This is a genomic window from Asticcacaulis sp. YBE204 (assembly GCF_000495855.1).
Classification (GTDB): Bacteria; Pseudomonadota; Alphaproteobacteria; order Caulobacterales; family Caulobacteraceae; genus Asticcacaulis.
In genome coordinates this window covers 64,319-79,626 of record NZ_AWGF01000013.1, presented here as the reverse complement: position 1 = coordinate 79,626, position 15,308 = coordinate 64,319, and the positions used below count along the sequence as shown (strand labels likewise).

General features: G+C 60.6%; 18 protein-coding genes and 2 tRNA genes. 17 read left to right on the top strand and 3 right to left on the bottom strand.

The annotated features are described in order from the left end of the window. The first annotated feature begins 2 nt into the window (after positions 1-2). The 9 genes from AEYBE204_RS35085 to AEYBE204_RS35045 all read left to right on the top strand — a co-directional run bounded on the left by AEYBE204_RS35085 (position 3) and on the right by AEYBE204_RS35045 (position 5,911). Complete coding sequence (locus tag AEYBE204_RS35085; protein ID WP_023463306.1) at positions 3-536, top strand: DUF177 domain-containing protein; 534 nt, start codon at positions 3-5, stop codon at positions 534-536. Positions 537-632: 96 nt separating this feature from the next. Then, positions 633-1,757, top strand: a complete 1,125-nt coding sequence (plsX, locus tag AEYBE204_RS35080) for a phosphate acyltransferase PlsX (protein WP_031231208.1) — start codon at positions 633-635, stop codon at positions 1,755-1,757. Between the two features lie 2 nt (positions 1,758-1,759). Beyond that, positions 1,760-2,737 carry a beta-ketoacyl-ACP synthase III gene (locus AEYBE204_RS35075; RefSeq protein ID WP_023463304.1) on the top strand — a complete coding sequence of 326 codons (978 nt, stop codon included), beginning with the start codon at positions 1,760-1,762 and terminating at the stop codon, positions 2,735-2,737. Positions 2,738-2,856: 119 nt separating this feature from the next. Continuing rightward, positions 2,857-3,159: an integration host factor subunit alpha gene (locus tag AEYBE204_RS35070; RefSeq protein ID WP_023463303.1), complete on the top strand. Its 303-nt coding sequence runs from the start codon at positions 2,857-2,859 to the stop codon at positions 3,157-3,159. Positions 3,160-3,162: 3 nt separating this feature from the next. Continuing rightward, positions 3,163-3,681 (top strand): MerR family transcriptional regulator, encoded by a 519-nt coding sequence (locus AEYBE204_RS35065; RefSeq protein WP_023463302.1) that lies wholly within the window; start codon positions 3,163-3,165, stop codon positions 3,679-3,681. 118 nt (positions 3,682-3,799) lie between these two features. Beyond that, a tRNA-Pro gene (locus AEYBE204_RS35060) sits at positions 3,800-3,876 on the top strand. 384 nt (positions 3,877-4,260) lie between these two features. Beyond that, positions 4,261-4,337, top strand: a tRNA-Pro gene (locus AEYBE204_RS35055). Positions 4,338-4,445: 108 nt separating this feature from the next. Further along, on the top strand, positions 4,446-5,162 hold the full coding sequence (locus tag AEYBE204_RS35050) for a murein L,D-transpeptidase family protein (protein ID WP_023463301.1): 717 nt from the start codon (positions 4,446-4,448) through the stop codon (positions 5,160-5,162). Further along, positions 5,159-5,911 carry a hypothetical protein gene (locus tag AEYBE204_RS35045; protein WP_031231206.1) on the top strand — a complete coding sequence of 251 codons (753 nt, stop codon included), beginning with the start codon at positions 5,159-5,161 and terminating at the stop codon, positions 5,909-5,911. The genes AEYBE204_RS35050 and AEYBE204_RS35045 overlap by 4 nt, the downstream gene beginning before the upstream one ends. On the opposite strand, the gene AEYBE204_RS35040 is transcribed toward AEYBE204_RS35045, so the two are convergent. Both AEYBE204_RS35040 and AEYBE204_RS35035 read right to left on the bottom strand, forming a co-directional pair. Then, a complete protein-coding gene (locus AEYBE204_RS35040) occupies positions 5,908-6,153 on the bottom strand; it encodes a DUF2842 domain-containing protein (RefSeq protein ID WP_023463299.1) in 246 nt (81 codons plus the stop codon). The genes AEYBE204_RS35045 and AEYBE204_RS35040 overlap by 4 nt on opposite strands. After that, a complete protein-coding gene (locus AEYBE204_RS35035) occupies positions 6,150-6,413 on the bottom strand; it encodes a GlsB/YeaQ/YmgE family stress response membrane protein (RefSeq protein WP_023463298.1) in 264 nt (87 codons plus the stop codon). Before AEYBE204_RS35035 ends, AEYBE204_RS35040 begins: the two co-directional genes overlap by 4 nt. A gap of 160 nt (positions 6,414-6,573) precedes the next feature. Here AEYBE204_RS35035 and AEYBE204_RS35030 point away from each other — a divergent pair, with 160 nt between their 5' ends. Further along, the gene (locus AEYBE204_RS35030; protein ID WP_031231204.1) at positions 6,574-7,623 is read left to right on the top strand and encodes a COX15/CtaA family protein; all 1,050 of its coding nucleotides are present in this window, start codon (positions 6,574-6,576) and stop codon (positions 7,621-7,623) included. 117 nt (positions 7,624-7,740) lie between these two features. On the opposite strand, the gene AEYBE204_RS35025 is transcribed toward AEYBE204_RS35030, so the two are convergent. Beyond that, positions 7,741-9,180 (bottom strand): alkaline phosphatase PhoX, encoded by a 1,440-nt coding sequence (locus tag AEYBE204_RS35025; RefSeq protein WP_023463296.1) that lies wholly within the window; start codon positions 9,178-9,180, stop codon positions 7,741-7,743. Between the two features lie 273 nt (positions 9,181-9,453). Between AEYBE204_RS35025 and rplM the strand changes: the two genes are divergently transcribed. The 7 genes from rplM to AEYBE204_RS34990 all read left to right on the top strand — a co-directional run bounded on the left by rplM (position 9,454) and on the right by AEYBE204_RS34990 (position 15,246). Further along, a complete protein-coding gene (gene rplM, locus AEYBE204_RS35020) occupies positions 9,454-9,930 on the top strand; it encodes a 50S ribosomal protein L13 (RefSeq protein WP_023463295.1) in 477 nt (158 codons plus the stop codon). 2 nt (positions 9,931-9,932) lie between these two features. After that, a complete protein-coding gene (gene rpsI, locus AEYBE204_RS35015) occupies positions 9,933-10,415 on the top strand; it encodes a 30S ribosomal protein S9 (protein ID WP_023463294.1) in 483 nt (160 codons plus the stop codon). A gap of 232 nt (positions 10,416-10,647) precedes the next feature. Then, positions 10,648-11,580: an N-acetyl-gamma-glutamyl-phosphate reductase gene (argC, locus tag AEYBE204_RS35010; protein ID WP_023463293.1), complete on the top strand. Its 933-nt coding sequence runs from the start codon at positions 10,648-10,650 to the stop codon at positions 11,578-11,580. 22 nt (positions 11,581-11,602) lie between these two features. Further along, positions 11,603-11,866, top strand: a complete 264-nt coding sequence (locus tag AEYBE204_RS35005) for a DUF1467 family protein (protein WP_023463292.1) — start codon at positions 11,603-11,605, stop codon at positions 11,864-11,866. A gap of 86 nt (positions 11,867-11,952) precedes the next feature. Beyond that, positions 11,953-13,272 carry a proline--tRNA ligase gene (gene proS / locus AEYBE204_RS35000; RefSeq protein WP_023463291.1) on the top strand — a complete coding sequence of 440 codons (1,320 nt, stop codon included), beginning with the start codon at positions 11,953-11,955 and terminating at the stop codon, positions 13,270-13,272. Further along, entirely contained in the window at positions 13,272-14,555 is a 1,284-nt protein-coding gene (locus tag AEYBE204_RS34995) for a lipoprotein-releasing ABC transporter permease subunit (RefSeq protein ID WP_023463290.1), read from the top strand. Before proS ends, AEYBE204_RS34995 begins: the two co-directional genes overlap by 1 nt. After that, positions 14,548-15,246 (top strand): ABC transporter ATP-binding protein, encoded by a 699-nt coding sequence (locus AEYBE204_RS34990; RefSeq protein ID WP_023463289.1) that lies wholly within the window; start codon positions 14,548-14,550, stop codon positions 15,244-15,246. Before AEYBE204_RS34995 ends, AEYBE204_RS34990 begins: the two co-directional genes overlap by 8 nt. Positions 15,247-15,308 lie beyond the last annotated feature (62 nt).

The window sequence follows — 15,308 nt, the reverse complement described above, 5'->3', positions numbered from 1 at the left end:
TCATGACCGAACAAGATGCACCGCTGTGGACGCATACCGTGCGCTTCGATGAGGCGTTTCGCGGGCTGAACCTGACCCTGACGGCGGATGAGGCGCGCCTGAAGACCCTGACCGAGAGCTTCGGCATGATCGAACTGCACGCTCTGGAAGCGAAGGTAAAGACCACCGGCCTGCCGTCGCCGGGCGGCGATCGCGTGCGCATCGACGTCGCCCTGACCGGCGAAGTGACGCAGGAATGCGGCGTGACGCTTGAGCCGTTCCGCCACGCAATCCATGCGGATATCGACGTGATTAACGTCCTGAAAAACAAGACCGCGAAGGCGGGCGATCCCGACAACGAACTGACGCTCGATGATCTCGATGTGCCGGATGTGGCCGAAAATGGCGTGATCGACATCGGGCTCTACGTCATCGAAGCTCTTGGCGAGGCCTACGATCCGTTCGCGCGTAAGCCGGGGGCGGTGTTCGAGGAACCTGACTTGCCCAAAGAGCCGTCGCCGTTCGCGGCTCTGGCCAAACTCAAACGCGACGAATAGAATTTAACCACTTGAATAGTTGCGCGGGAAGACTATCGTCCGCGGCTCTGGAATCCTGTATATCGGGGTTTCCTGTAATGAGGTTTTAAGCGTCCCTTGTCGCACTCCGAAGACACACATCCGCAATCGATATCCCAGCCTCAGACGGTGGTCATCGCCATCGACGCTATGGGGGGCGACCACGGCCCGCGCGTGACGGTGGCGGGCGCCGCCGAGGCGCTGAGTCGCGACACCTCCGGACGCCTGCGATTCGTTTTGCACGGCGACGAGGCCCTGATCGCGCCTGAACTGGCCAAACTGCCCGCGCTGAAGGCCGTCGCGACCATCGCCCACACCGATCAGTTCATCGCCATGGATGAAAAACCGGCTCAGGCGCTGCGCCGCAAGGGCACCAGTCTGTTCGCGGCGATCGCCTCGGTCAAGGCGCGCGACGCCCACGCCGTCGTCTCGGCGGGCAATACCGGCGCGCTGATGGCCCTGTCCAAGATGCTGCTCAAGATGATGACCGACGATCTTGAGCGTCCGGCCATCGCCTGCGGCTGGCCCAATGAAAAGGGCGGCATGGGCACCGTGCTCGATGTCGGGGCCAATGTAACCTCGGACGCCAATCAGCTTATCGAATTCGCCGTCATGGGCACGGCCTTTCACCGCGCGGTGCGCGGCAAGGACCGCCCGACGGTCGGCCTGCTCAATGTCGGCTCGGAAGACGTCAAGGGCCACGAAGAGGTCCGCGAAGCCCACCGCATCCTGCGCGAAGGCGTCGACGGCATCAATTATCACGGCTTCGTCGAAGGCGACGATATCGGCAAGGGCACGGTCGACGTCGTCGTCACCGACGGCTTTACCGGCAACATCGCGCTGAAAACTGCCGAAGGCACCGCCAAGTTCGTCAAGAACCTGTTCAAGGGGGCGCTGAAATCGACGCCTCTGGCCATGGCGGGCGCGCTTCTGGCGTCTTCGGCGCTGAAGAAGATGGCGCGCAGCGTCGATCCGGGGGCCGCAAACGGCGGGCCGCTGCTGGGGCTCAACGGCATTGTCGTCAAAAGCCACGGTGGTGCCGAGGCCTGGGCCTTTTCGAACGCTGTGTCCGTGGCCATTTCACTGGCCGCCAGCACCTATGAACACGATATCCGTCAGGCTCTGGCGCAGGTCAATTCCGCGCATGGCCTGAAATCCGACACGGTTCCTGCCGATAAGGCGGTGGACGAAAAGGTTTCCTGAGAATGAGCGTAACACGTACCGCGGTCACCGGCGTCGGCGGCTATTTGCCCGAGACGATTCTGACCAATGCCGACTTCACCCGCATGGTCGACACGACCGACGAATGGATCGTCGCGCGCACCGGCATCCGCCAGCGTCACAAGGCCGCCGACGGTCAGGTGACCAGCGATCTGGCCGTCGAAGCGGCCAAGGTGGCGTTGGCTGCCGCCGGACGCGATATTACCGAGATCGATCTGATCATCGTGGCGACCACTACGCCGGACATGACCTTTCCCTCGACCGCCTCGATCGTTCAGCACAAGCTGGGCGCCAGGGGCGCGGCCTTCGACGTGCAGGCGGTCTGTTCGGGCTTCGTCTATGCCCTGAGTGTCGCCGACGGTTTCGTGGCGCGCGGTCTGTCGAAGGCGGCTTTGGTCATCGGGGCGGAGGTGATGAGCCGCATCCTCGACTATACCGATCGTTCGACCTGTATCCTGTTCGGGGATGGTGCGGGGGCCGTTGTGCTGGAGCCCGTTGTGGGCGAAGGCACGCCCGACGACCGCGGTATTCTCAGCTTCGACCTGCAATGCGATGGTTCTAAGACCGATCTGCTCTATGTCGACGGCGGGGTGTTCGAAGACGGCCATCGCGTCGGCAAGATCCGCATGCAGGGTAATCAGGTCTTCAAGCACGCCGTGCAGAAGATTTCGGAAGCCGCTGAATCGGCTATCGAAAAGGCCGGCGTGCCGCACGACAGCGTCGATTGGTTCATCCCGCATCAGGCCAATCAGCGCATCCTCGACGGCGTGGCCGACCGGTTGGGTCTGGACCGCGCCAAGGTGATCTCGACGGTGGCCGATCACGCCAACACCTCGGCGGCTTCGATCCCGCTGGCGTGGTACGAAGGCGTCAAGGACGGGCGTGTGAAACCGGGCGATCTGGTGCTGATCGAGGCGCTGGGCGGTGGTCTGACATGGGCGGCGGCGGCGATTCGGTTGTGATTCTCCGATCACGCGAATAAAATCTCATTTATTTGATGCAATGGCGCGCATAAGCCTTTGACGCGTACGGGAAATTGCGTATCCTTGTGCGTATATAGATTTTTTATTGGGGACTGAGGATGAAAGCGACGACCTTGACGCGTGCCGAACTTTTCGAAAGCGTCCACAACGAACTGGGCCTGCCGCGTCAGGAATGTTCGGCGCTGGTGGAGCGCACGCTCGATCTGGTCATCGACGCGCTGGAAAAGGGCGAGACGGTCAAGTTGTCGGGCTTCGGTGTGTTTCAGGTCCGTGACAAGAATGCCCGCGTCGGCCGTAACCCCAAGACCGGCAAGCCCGCCGCCATCGACCCGCGCAAGGTCATCTCGTTCCGCGCCTCGCAGATCATGAAGGCACGCGTGGATGCGGGCGCAGGCGAATAAGACGTGTCCAAAGGGCCTTTAGCCTTCCGCAGTATCTCCGAGACCGCTGACGCCTTAGGCGTGCAGCAGCACGTCCTGCGTTTCTGGGAAACCAAGTTCACCTTCATTCGCCCGACCAAACGCGCGGGTGGACGCAGATTCTATCGCCCGCAGGATATCGAGCTGTTGGCCGGGGTTAAGGTTCTGCTGCACGATCGCGGCTATACGATTCGCGGTGTGCAGAAGCTGTTCAAGGACGAAGGCCAGAAGGCGCTGATCGCCGCCGCGCGCGGTCAGGCCGTGCCGATGGCCCTGCCGGACGATGAACCGGAAACGGTTATCGAAGCACCGGTCACGCCGCCTTTGCCGCAGACGGCGGCCCCGACGCCCGAACACGCCCCGCAATTCGATTTTAGTGAACTGAAAGACCTGCCGGTGGCGCATGGCGTGGCCGAAGAGGTGCGCGCGCGTCTCTTGATCGTGGCACAGAACCTCGAAGCCGCACAAAAGGCGATGGTGCGGACGCTGAACGGCGTTAACTGACGCGCATATAAGTGCATATTTGCGTGGAAAAACGCTTTCGCGCCTATTGCCGGGTCTGATTTTCCTCTCTATAAGCCGCCTCTCTCCCTGCCAGAGGAGACCTCTGTTTCAGAGGCGTCGGAGCGTGGCGCAGCCTGGTAGCGCACTTGACTGGGGGTCAAGGGGTCGCAGGTTCGAATCCTGTCGCTCCGACCATTTAAACAAAAAGGCCTGCCCTCCGGGGCAGGTCTTTTTGTTTAAAGGTCTCCGCTCAGGTTCGAACCGTAGAAGGTTCGACGGCCAGTGATGATCATCGTGCGAAGCCCGATGATCACACGCAGACGCGGCGGAGCGTTAGCGAAGTCACATCGACCCGAAAGGGCGATGGACGCCGAAGGCGCCCGAAGGGCAAGCCTCGTTAAAACGCGGCGCGTCAATCCTGTCGCGGTCGACAGCGTGCATAGAGACAACGCGCTCCACTAAAGCCGTTTGCGCATTTCCCACAACAAACCTGTGAGTTTTTCTGTCAACAAGACTTGCATCCCCCGAACGCTTTCCGTATAGACGCGCTTCTCGGAAGTTCGCTTCCGGTTTCTGTGACGGAGAGTGGCGCAGCCTGGTAGCGCACCTGCTTCGGGAGCAGGGGGTCGCAGGTTCGAATCCTGTTTCTCCGACCAATCAAAAACCCGCTTCCTTACGGAGGCGGGTTTTTTCGTTTGCCTGTCCGGCTTTGTAAGATGCGCCCGGCCTGACGCCCCGGTATAGTGACGCAAAGGGGAAGCGCCATGAAACGCTGGGGGATACTTATCGTTGCCGTTGTAGTCCTGACCGCCGGGTGGTTTCTACGCCCGGGTCAGACCGGTGCCGCCGACCTCACTAAGGTCCGCGCCGACCGTATGGCGACGATTCGCGCCGATATGTCTCGTGCGGGGCTCACCGTAGGCAGCCCCATCCTGATCCGGATTTTCAAAGAATCGGACGAACTGGAACTGTGGGTCAAATCGGGCGCGACCTACAGGCTCTACAAGACGTTCAAAATCTGTGCGTGGTCGGGCAAGCTCGGTCCCAAGCAGAAGGAGGGCGACGGCCAATCTCCGGAAGGCTTTTATACCGTGGCGCGCCCTCAGATGAAGCCCGACAGCCGGTATCATCTGGCCTTCAATCTCGGTTATCCGAATGCCCATGACCGCGCCAACGGCTATACCGGCAGCTTCCTGATGGTGCATGGCAACTGCGCCTCGATCGGCTGTTACGCCATGACGGATAAGGGTATCGAGGAAATCTGGCTATTGGCCGACGAGGCGCTGAAAGGCGGGCAGAGCGCGTTTCAGGTCCACAGCTTTCCGTTCCGTATGACCGACGCCCATATGCAGCGTCACGCCAAATCCGAATGGATCGGTTTCTGGCGCGACCTCAAGGCGGGGCATGACGTCTTCGATCGCCGCAAGACCGACCTTCATGTAACGGTCGTAAATCGGCGTTATTCTGTGGGGGACGAATGAGAGACGATGCACTCTGGCGCCGGATCGCGGCGCACCGGCTGGACGCGGAAGGCGCGATGCTTCCGTTCAGCCAAAGGCTGGCCCGCGATAATGGCTGGTCCGTCGGTTTCGCCGAACTGGCGATGGAAGAATATCGGAAATTCATCTATCTGGCCTGTGTTTCCGGACGCAGCCTGACACCGTCCGATGCCGTGGATCAGGTCTGGCATTTGCACCTGACCTATAGCTACGATTACTGGGAAGTTTTCTGCCCGCAGGTGCTGGGCCGCAAACTGCACCATGGCCCCACGCAAGGCGGCGCGGCAGAAGGCGCAAAATACAGGACCTACTACAGCGAAACCCTCGATCTGTACCGCGAAGCGTTCGGCGAACCGCCGCCCGCTCTGTGGCCGCCGGAGACCCGGCGGTTCGGGCAGACCTTCACGCGCCTCGACCGGACACGGGTCTGGGTATTGCCCAAGGCACAGGTCTATGCCGGGATGTCCGTGCTGCCCCTAATGGCGCTGGCGGCCTGCACCATGGCGGACATCACGCCTTATCTCGATATCAAGCTGATTATCGGCGGCTTGGTGTTTATCGTGGTGGTGATTTTGGTGGTCACAATAAAGGCAGGGGCGGCCCATCCCCGGCGCAGGGACGGTAGCGGTTGCTCAACGAACAGCGGCTGTTCTTCAGGTCACGGTTCGGATGGCGATTCCGGTGGCGACAGTGGTTGTGGTTCCGGCTGCGGGGGTGGTGGTGGCGATTAAATCTTAGGCCGCTTCTTGTAGTTTTCCGACCAACTGATGATCGGCAGAACCGGAATGCCCCACAAGATGCCGGCCAGGCCGTAGAACAGCAGGCGCACAATCTGGTTGTCGGGTAACCGTTGACCAATGCCGGAAATCAGCATCACATAAAACACCAGAAACACCACGATCCCGACACAGGCGACGACCCGGCGCACGGGCAGGCTCAGACCCTTGACCTCAGGCGCAGGCAACTCGCTCATTTCTTGATCTTTTCCATAGCGCGCGTCAGGTGGAACAGGCCCAGCAGGATCACGCTGCCCGCGACCGCCGCCCGAAGCGTCGTGAAGAAACGGTCCGGATAGATGTCGAGAATGTGAATGAAAAAGGTCATCAGGATGGCCCCGAAAATGCCCACAAACATGTTAATGATCGCGCTGTAGCGGCTTTTGGTCAGGTTGTTGGCGATCCAGCCAACGATGAACCCTGCCATGCCGGCCAGAATCCAGTCCTGAACATTCATTTTGTGGAACCTTTCGCTTTTGCGTCGCGCATCGCTTGAAATTAACCTGCCCCTGTGGGCAAATCACGCGGCTTGACGCAATGCTTATAGAGGCAAAGTTCAACAAATTGAACTGCTCCCCCAACGGGAAGCCAACAATTATTTTCTGTGAGGCGTATCGGTGCGGCTTCCCCTGAAATCTCCGTCTGTGGCCCTGTGGCTTTATCTGATCGCGGCGCTGGTCGTGGCCATCGTGCTGGTCGGCGGGGCGACGCGCCTGACCAATTCCGGCCTGTCGATCACCGAATGGAAGCCGGTCCACGGCGTCATCCCGCCGCTGAACGATGCGCAGTGGACTGAGGAATTCGCGAAATATCAGCAGATTCCGCAGTATAAACAGGTCAATGCCCATATGACCGTCGATCAGTTCAAGGGCATCTTCTGGTGGGAATGGGCGCATCGCCTTCTGGCGCGGCTGGTCGGCGTCGCGGTGCTGATTCCGTTTGTCGCGTTCCTGTTCCTGCAAGCCATCCCTAAACGCCTGATCTGGCGCTGCGCGGCCATACTGGTGCTGATTATTCTGCAAGGCGTCGTCGGCTGGTGGATGGTCTATTCCGGTCTGTCGGCGCGCGTTGACGTGGCACCGGAGCGCCTGATGATCCATCTGAGTATGGCGCTGCTGGTGCTGATCGCCTGTATCTGGACGGGTAATGAGGCCCTGGAAGGTCAGTCGCGCGGTAACGGCGCGCCGGGTAACTGGCGCACGGGAGCCTTGGCCTTGATCGTCCTGACCTTTGTTCAGGCCATGCTGGGGGCGCTGGTGGCCGGTAACGACGCGGGGCTGGTCTATAATGACTGGCCGCTGATGGGCGGTAGGATTTTTCCGCTCGTCGACTATTCGAAAGGCTTCCTGCACGCCCTGTTGCACGATCAGGGCATGGTGCAGGTCCTGCATCGTATCAACGCCTATATCCTGCTGCTGGCGGCAACGGCCTATGTAGCGTGGCTGTGGCGGCGGTGTCTGGACGACGGACTCAAGCTGATCGCCGGGGCGTTCGGGGTGCTTATCTGGGTGCAGGCGGGGCTGGGCGTCGCGACGCTGTGGACCAACGTCAATATCGCTTTCGGCCTGTTGCATCAGCTCGGCGCGGTGATCCTGCTGGTGCTGGCGACCCTGATGAACTGGAAGATCGCCCGCGCCGATCGCGATTTCAGACGGCGGAACTTTTAGGACGCAAAGACGCAGGGGCCATAAGGCCCCTGCACCCCTTAACCTGGAGCCAATGGCACCGTCGGTGCATCGTTCTCCCGGTTAGGGGGTGTGGGGCCTGAGGCCCCACGTCTTCATCTAAGCCTTGAACTTATCCCACGGGCCGGTGATGACGACCGTCCAGCCATTGGCTTGCAGATTGACGAACATGGTCGAGCCGTCGGGCGAGAAACACACCCCCGCCCATTCGGAGTTCTTCGCATCGACGTTGCGGGCGAAGGTCGCGACCTTGCCTTCGCGGGTAAGGATACGGATGTGGTTTTTCAGCGTGTCGGAATAACGGTCCTCGCAGGCAAACAACTGACCGCGTGGCGAGATGACGATATTATCGACATAGTCGAATATCAGATCGTTGTTGGGCTCGGCGAAGAGCTGAATACGGCCCCGCGCCTGAGCCTCTTTCTCGGTGCCTTCATAGAGGCTCGGCACGTAACGCATGATCTGACCGTTCAGGCCCGGACCACCGGAGGTGCAGGTGAAATAGAGTTCACCCTCGCCGAAGAAGATGCCTTCCTCGCGCGAGAACTGTGCGGCGCCCTTGGCGTGGGCGCGGTTGCGCAGGTCATTGTTGGGGCTTTCGACGTCCTCCAGATCGACCCATTCGGTCTCGAACCAGTCGCCCTGCTTCCAGAACAGCGCATCCTTGTTAGCGGTAAGGGCGTGCGGGTGGTCCCTGATGACCAGCGCCTGAAGTTTGCCGCCTTCGAGCATCTTGCCCGGCACCTTCGGGATGAAGCGATAGAAGGCCGAATCGACCTTGTCTTCGGTCAGATAGACGATGCCGGTCTTGGGATCGACGGCGATGGCTTCGTGGTCGAAGCGGCCCATGGCGCGGATCGGCTCGGCCTTGACAAGGCCGGTGGCCGCCGACGGGACTTCGAAGACGTAGCCGTGGTCCTTTTTGACGCCGTTGGGCGCCTGTTGCTCGGTTTCTTCGCAGGTCAGCCACGAGCCCCAGGGCGTCGGCCCGCCGGCGCAGTTGGTTGAGGTGCCGACCAGCGACAGGTGATGGCTGACCAGCTTCTGCTCTTTGACATTATAGATGAGCGTCGTCGTGCCGCCGTGCAGCGGACGACCGTCGGGGGCGAAGTCGTAAACCTTGTCGGCGTCGATCTTAGAGAACAACTCGTTCGTATCGCCGAACGGCCCGACCTTGGCGAGCGAATACTTGACCTCGTGGTTACGGACGAGGGCGACCGTATCCTTACCGTGCGGGAAGCAGGCCATGCCATCGTGTTTGCCCGGCACTTTCAGGCCGTCGCTCATGGTCTCGCCCTGCACCGAAATGACCTTATAGGAGAAGCCTTCCGGCAGGTCGATCAGGCCCTTGGGGTCCTTGACCAGCGGGCCGTAGCCTTCGATCTGGTTGATATAGGTGTCCGGCGCGTTCTCGGTAATATGGTGGACGTTCGCCGGAACGGTCTGGGCCTCCGCCTTGTTGAGCCACAAAGCCATGCCGGTAAAGGCGGTGGAGGTGGCGAGCGACGACGACAGCAGCGAACGGCGGGAGAGGGACATGGATAAGACCTTACAAGTGACAGAGCCTGATTTCAGGGGTGCGGCGCGGCTTGTAAAGTCAAAACAGGTACGTTTTTGTGACAAATAAATGAGGTAATTTAATACCTGGTTCATTTTTCTTAATAAAATCAATGCTATGTGTGTGTTTTTATCAAAAATAAAAGTTGACGCGGCCATATGCCTCGTCTATACGCGCTCAACCTTTTCCGGCGGTGGCTTTGTCTGCGGCGGGAAACGCCTTTTCAAATCCCGGATTCACCAAAGGAATCTCCCATGCTTACCTCCACAACCGCGGCGCTGAAGCCCGCCAATGTCGAGAAGAAGTGGATCGTGATCGATGCTCAGGACGCCGTTGTCGGCCGTCTGGCGTCTTTCATCGCCATGCGTCTTCGCGGCAAGCACCTGCCGACCTACACCCCGCACGTCGATTCGGGCGACTATGTCGTCGTCATCAACGCGGACAAGGTCCACTACACCGGCAACAAGCTGGCCGACAAGATCTTCTACTGGCACACCGGTCACCCGGGCGGCGTCAAGAAGCGCACCATGGGTCAGATCCTGACCGGCAAGTATCCCGAGCGCGTCCTGACCAAGGCCGTCGAGCGTATGCTGCCCAAGGAATCGCCCCTGGCCCGCGCCCAAATGACCCACCTGCGTATCTACGCCGGCAGCGAACACCCCCATGAAGCTCAGCAGCCGGAAGTCGTCGACTTCAAGGCCCTGAACCGCAAGAACGTCCGGAGCGTCTAAGAATGTCTGAAGTTCAAGCTCAAGGCCTGGAAGCCCTCGCTTCCCTGTCGTCGAACCCTGAAGCCGCTCCCGTCGAGCGCGTCCAGACCCTCGACAAGTACGGCCGCGCCTATGCCACCGGCAAGCGCAAGAACGCCATCGCCCGCGTCTGGATCAAGCCGGGTTCGGGTAAGTGGATCATCAACGACCGCGAACAGGAAGTGTATTTCGCGCGTCCGGTTCTGCGCATGATGATCGCTCAGCCGCTCAACCTGACCGACCGCGCGACGCAGTTCGACGTGATCGTCTCGGTTCAGGGTTCGGGCCTTTCGGGACAGGCCGGTGCCATCCGTCACGGCCTGTCGAAGGCGCTGACCTATTATGAGCCTGCCCTGCGTCCGGCCCTTAAGGCCGCTGGCTTCCTGACGCGCGACTCGCGCGTCGTCGAGCGCAAGAAGTACGGCCGCGCCAAGGCTCGCCGTTCGTTCCAGTTCTCGAAGCGTTAATGGAATCACGGGGGAAACGTGGTTTCCCCCGTGTGCCCCCTTCCGATACGGAGAAAAACACCCGCGGGGCAACTCGTCGGGTGTTTTTTTCTTTTTAGACGCCTGCTTCGCAGGTATTGACACCGCAAGCCCCGCTTCATACCTCCCCAGCTTGCTGGGGAGGGGGACCGCACGAGCCGAAGGCGAGATGTGGTGGTGGGGGTTCTTTTAGTCGTCCTCTCTGGAGCGCATCATGTCACACAAGGTTTTCATCGACGGCGAAGTCGGCACGACCGGCCTGCAAATCCGCGAGCGGCTGGAAACGCGCCCGGAAATCGAACTGATCCGCCTGCCGGACGATAAGCGCAAGGACCTCGATGCCCGAAGCAAAGCGCTGAACGCCGCCGATGTGGTCATCCTGTGCCTGCCGGACGAGGCCGCCATCGAAGCCGTCAGCCTGATCGACAATCCCGACACGGTCGTCATCGACGCGTCGACCGCGCACCGCGTCAGCGAAGGCTGGACCTACGGCTTCCCCGAAATGACCGAAGACCAGCGCGACCTGATCCGCGCCTCTAAGCGCATCAGCAATCCCGGCTGCCACGCCACGGGCTTCATCGCCCTGACGCGACCGCTCACGGAAATGGGCGTCCTGCCGCCGTTCTTCCCGGTTACCTCGACCTCGCTGTCGGGCTATACCGGCGGCGGCAAGGCTATGATCGCCGAGTTCGAGAGCGGGCAGGGACATGAGCGCATCTACGCCACGGCCCTGAAGCACAAGCACCTGCCGGAAATGCAGCTTTATTCGGGTCTGGAAAGCGCGCCGATCTTCTCACCGACCGTCGCCAATTTCGCGCAGGGCCTGATCGTCGAGGTGCCGTTGCACCTGTGGGCCCTGCCGGATGCGCCGGATCTGGCGACCATCTATAATATTCTCAGCGCCCATTATGCGGACGAGCCGTTCGTGCGCGTGGCCTCGCCGGAAGAAACCGAAGCCGCCAAATCGCTGAACGGCGACGCGCTGCGCGACACTAATCAGCTTGTGATCTATGTTTTCGGCGACGAAGACAGCGACACCGTCAATCTGGTGGCGGTATTTGACAATCTCGGCAAAGGGGCGTCAGGTGCGGCGGTACAGAACCTCAACATCGTGCTGGGGCTGGATGAAACGAGCGGTCTGATCTGAACGCAAGCCGGGAGCTAAAAGCATGGGTCCTTTGACCATGTTCGCCATCTTCATCATGATCTGGTGGGTGACTCTGTTCGTCACCCTGCCGTTCGGCAATGTCAGCCATCATGAAGCCGGTGTCGAGACCAAGGACGGCGGCGATCCCGGCGCGCCTCTGGTGACAAATCTCAAGAAAAAGATGCTGATCAATACGGGCATTGCTTTCGTGGTGTGGGCGATATCGATGATCGTGATCCATTTTGGCCTGATCCCGGCACCTGAATTTCCGCACTACCGGCCTTAAACCGGCCTTTTTGCCGTTGATTATAAGGCCCGAACCTGAATAGGTTGCGGGCAAATTTACGTAACCCAAATTACCGGATATCTCCCATGCGCCTGTCGCGCTACCTGCTGCCGCTGCTCAAAGAAAACCCCTCCGAAGCCCAGATCGTGTCGCACCGCCTGATGCTGCGCACCGGCATGATCCGTCAGGAAGCCGCCGGCATCTATGCCTGGCTGCCGCTGGGCCTGCGCGTCCTGCGCAAGATCGAAAAGATCGTCCACGAGGAAATGCAGCGCGCCGGTGCCGTCGAGCTTCTGATGCCGACCCTGCAACTGGCCGATCTGTGGCGCGAGTCGGGCCGCTACGACGACTACGGTCAGGAAATGCTGCGCATCAAGGACCGTCACGAGCGCGAACTGCTCTACGGGCCGACCAATGAGGAGATGATCACGGAAATCTTCCGCGGCACGGTCAAGTCCTACAAGGACCTGCCGATGAACCTCTACCACATCCAGTGGAAATTCCGCGATGAGCAGCGCCCGCGTTTCGGCGTCATGCGTGGCCGCGAATTCCTGATGAAGGACGCCTATTCGTTCGACATCGACGAGGCTTCGGCGCGTCAGGCCTATAACCGCATGTTCATCGCCTATCTGAACACCTTTAGCCGTCTGGGCCTCAAGGCCGTGCCGATGCGCGCCGATACCGGCCCGATCGGTGGCGACCTCAGCCACGAATTCATCATCCTGGCAGACACCGGCGAAAGCGCCGTCTTCTGTCACAAGGATCTGGTCGATATGCCTGCGCCCGGTGCCGATGTCGACTGGGACGACCTGCAAGGCCTCGTCGATGAGCGTACGGCACTGTACGCTGCAACCGAAGAAATGCACGACGAAGCGGCGTTTGCCGCCGTGCCCGCCGACAAGCAACTGTCGGCGCGCGGCATCGAAGTCGGCCACATCTTCTATTTCGGCGAGAAATACTCGGCCCCCATGGGCGCCAAGGTCTCCGGTCCCGACGGGGCGCAGGTCAATGTCCATATGGGTTCCTACGGCGTCGGCGTGTCGCGCCTTATTGGCGGCATCATCGAAGCCAGCCACGACGAGGCCGGTATCATCTGGCCGGAAAGCGTCGCGCCTTTCGATGTTGCCGTGATCAATCTGCGCGTCGGTGACGCGGCCTGCGATGAAGCGTGCGAAAAGGCTTATAAGGCCCTGAAAGCCGCCGGTCGCGATGTCCTCTATCACGACACCGACGACCGTCCCGGCGCGAAGTTTGCTTCGATGGACCTGATCGGTATTCCGTGGCAGCTCATCATCGGCCCCAAGGGCATCGCCGAAGGTCAGGTCGAAATCAAGCAGCGCGCCACGGGCGAACGCCACACCGCGCCGTTTGACGCCGTCCTCGACCAACTGACGAAAGCGAAATAATGCAGGGGTTTTTGTCGCTGTTCTCATTTTCCGCCTGGGAAACCGATCTCGCCCTGCGGTATCTTCGCACCAAGCGCAAGGACGGCGGCATCGCCCTGATCGCCATCATCAGCTTCATCGGCATCACGCTGGCGGTCGCCGTGCTGATCATCGTCATGTCGGTGATGAACGGCTTCCGCGACGAGTTGATGTCGCGCGTGCTGGCCTTCAACGGCCACCAATATATCTACGGCGCGCCGCTGACCGACTGGGATAAGCGCGACGCCATGCTGAAACGCGTGCGCGATATTCCCGGCGTCGTCGAGGCCTCGCCCTATATCGAGTCGCCCGGTCTGGCGCAGGGACCGTTCTCTCAGGCCGGTCTCGCCTATATGCGCGGCGTCGAAGTCGACATGCTGAAAAACACGCCGATCATCCGTGACAACATCAAGGAAGGTTCGCTGAAAGGCTTCGGCGAAGGCGAATACGGCGGCGACACCATCCTTGTCGGCGAAGGCCTCGCGCGGCAGATGAACGTGGCGGTGGGCGACGAGATGACGCTGCTGTCGCCCAACGGCTCGACCGCCTTCGGGGCGGTGCCGCGGCGCAAGCCCTATATCATCGGAGGTATTTTCAAGAGCGGCGTATCCGAACTCGATGCCGCCTTCGTCTTCATGCCGCTGGAGCAGGCGCAACTGTTCTTCGACCGCGAAGGCGAATGGGACGTTGTCGAAATCAAAGTCAAGGACCCCTATGACATCGCCAAATACCGCGCGCCGGTTATGGCGGCGGCGGGCGAGGGTGCTCTGGTTCAGGACTGGACGCAGCGCAACGCGCCGCTGTGGAACGCGCTTCAGGTCGAACGCAACGTCATGCGGCTGATCCTGATGCTGATCGTGCTGATCGCGGCGATGAACATCATTTCCGGCATCGTCATGCTGGTGAAGAACAAGACGCGCGACATCGCCATCCTGCGTACATTGGGCGCGGATCGTGCCTCGGTGACAAAAATTTTCTTCCTGTCGGGCTCGATCATCGGCGCCACGGGCACGATCCTGGGCGTTACGGTCGGCACCCTGTTCTGCGTCTTCATCCGCCCGATCCAGCAGGTCGTCGAGGCCGTCTTCAAAGTCAAGGTCTTCAACGAAGAGGTCTATTATCTGGCCTATATCCCGGCCAAGGTAGAACCCACCGAAGTGCTGATCATCGTCGGGTTCGCCATGCTGGCCACCTGCGTCGCCACCCTGTTCCCGGCGCTCTGGGCATCCAAGCTCGAACCCGTGGAGGCGTTGCGTTATGAGTGAGATCGTCTTATCGCTCAAAGGGTTGACGCGGTCCTATGCCGTCGGCGGCGCCAAGTCGCTGGAGGTACTCAAGGGGGTCGATCTGGAGCTGCGCGGCGGCGAAGTCGTCGGTCTGATCGGCCCGTCGGGGTCGGGCAAGTCGTCGTTACTGCATTGTGTGGGATTGCTGGAGGCTTCCGATGAAGCCGCCCTGAGCATCGACGGCGAAGACTTCAAAAACGCGTCGGAGGCTGCGCGGACCCGCGCCCGTCTGCACAAGATTGGCTTCGTCTATCAGTTCCACCACCTGCTGCCGGAATTTACGGCGCTCGGCAACGTTGCTTTGCCACAGCGGGTGTTGAAGCGTCCTGTCAGAGACGCCGAAGCGAAGGCGAGGGCGCTTCTGGAGCAACTGGGTCTCGGCGAACGCCTCGATCACCAACCCGCACAACTGTCCGGTGGCGAGCAGCAACGCGTGGCGATTGCCCGGGCGCTGGTCAATTCGCCGCGTCTGTTGCTGGCTGACGAACCGACCGGTAATCTCGATCCCCAGACCTCTCAACAGGTCTTCGAAGCCCTGCGGGATATCGTCAAAAGTCAGGGGGTCGCGGCGCTGATCGCCACGCACAATCTGGAACTGGCCAGCCATATGGATCGCGTGGTCAGCCTCAAAGACGGCAAACTCGTCGAATTATCCCGCGCCGGCGCGTAAAAATATATCCATACGAATCAACTGAATACATGATTTGTTCCCGGTGTGCATAAATTCCGCTT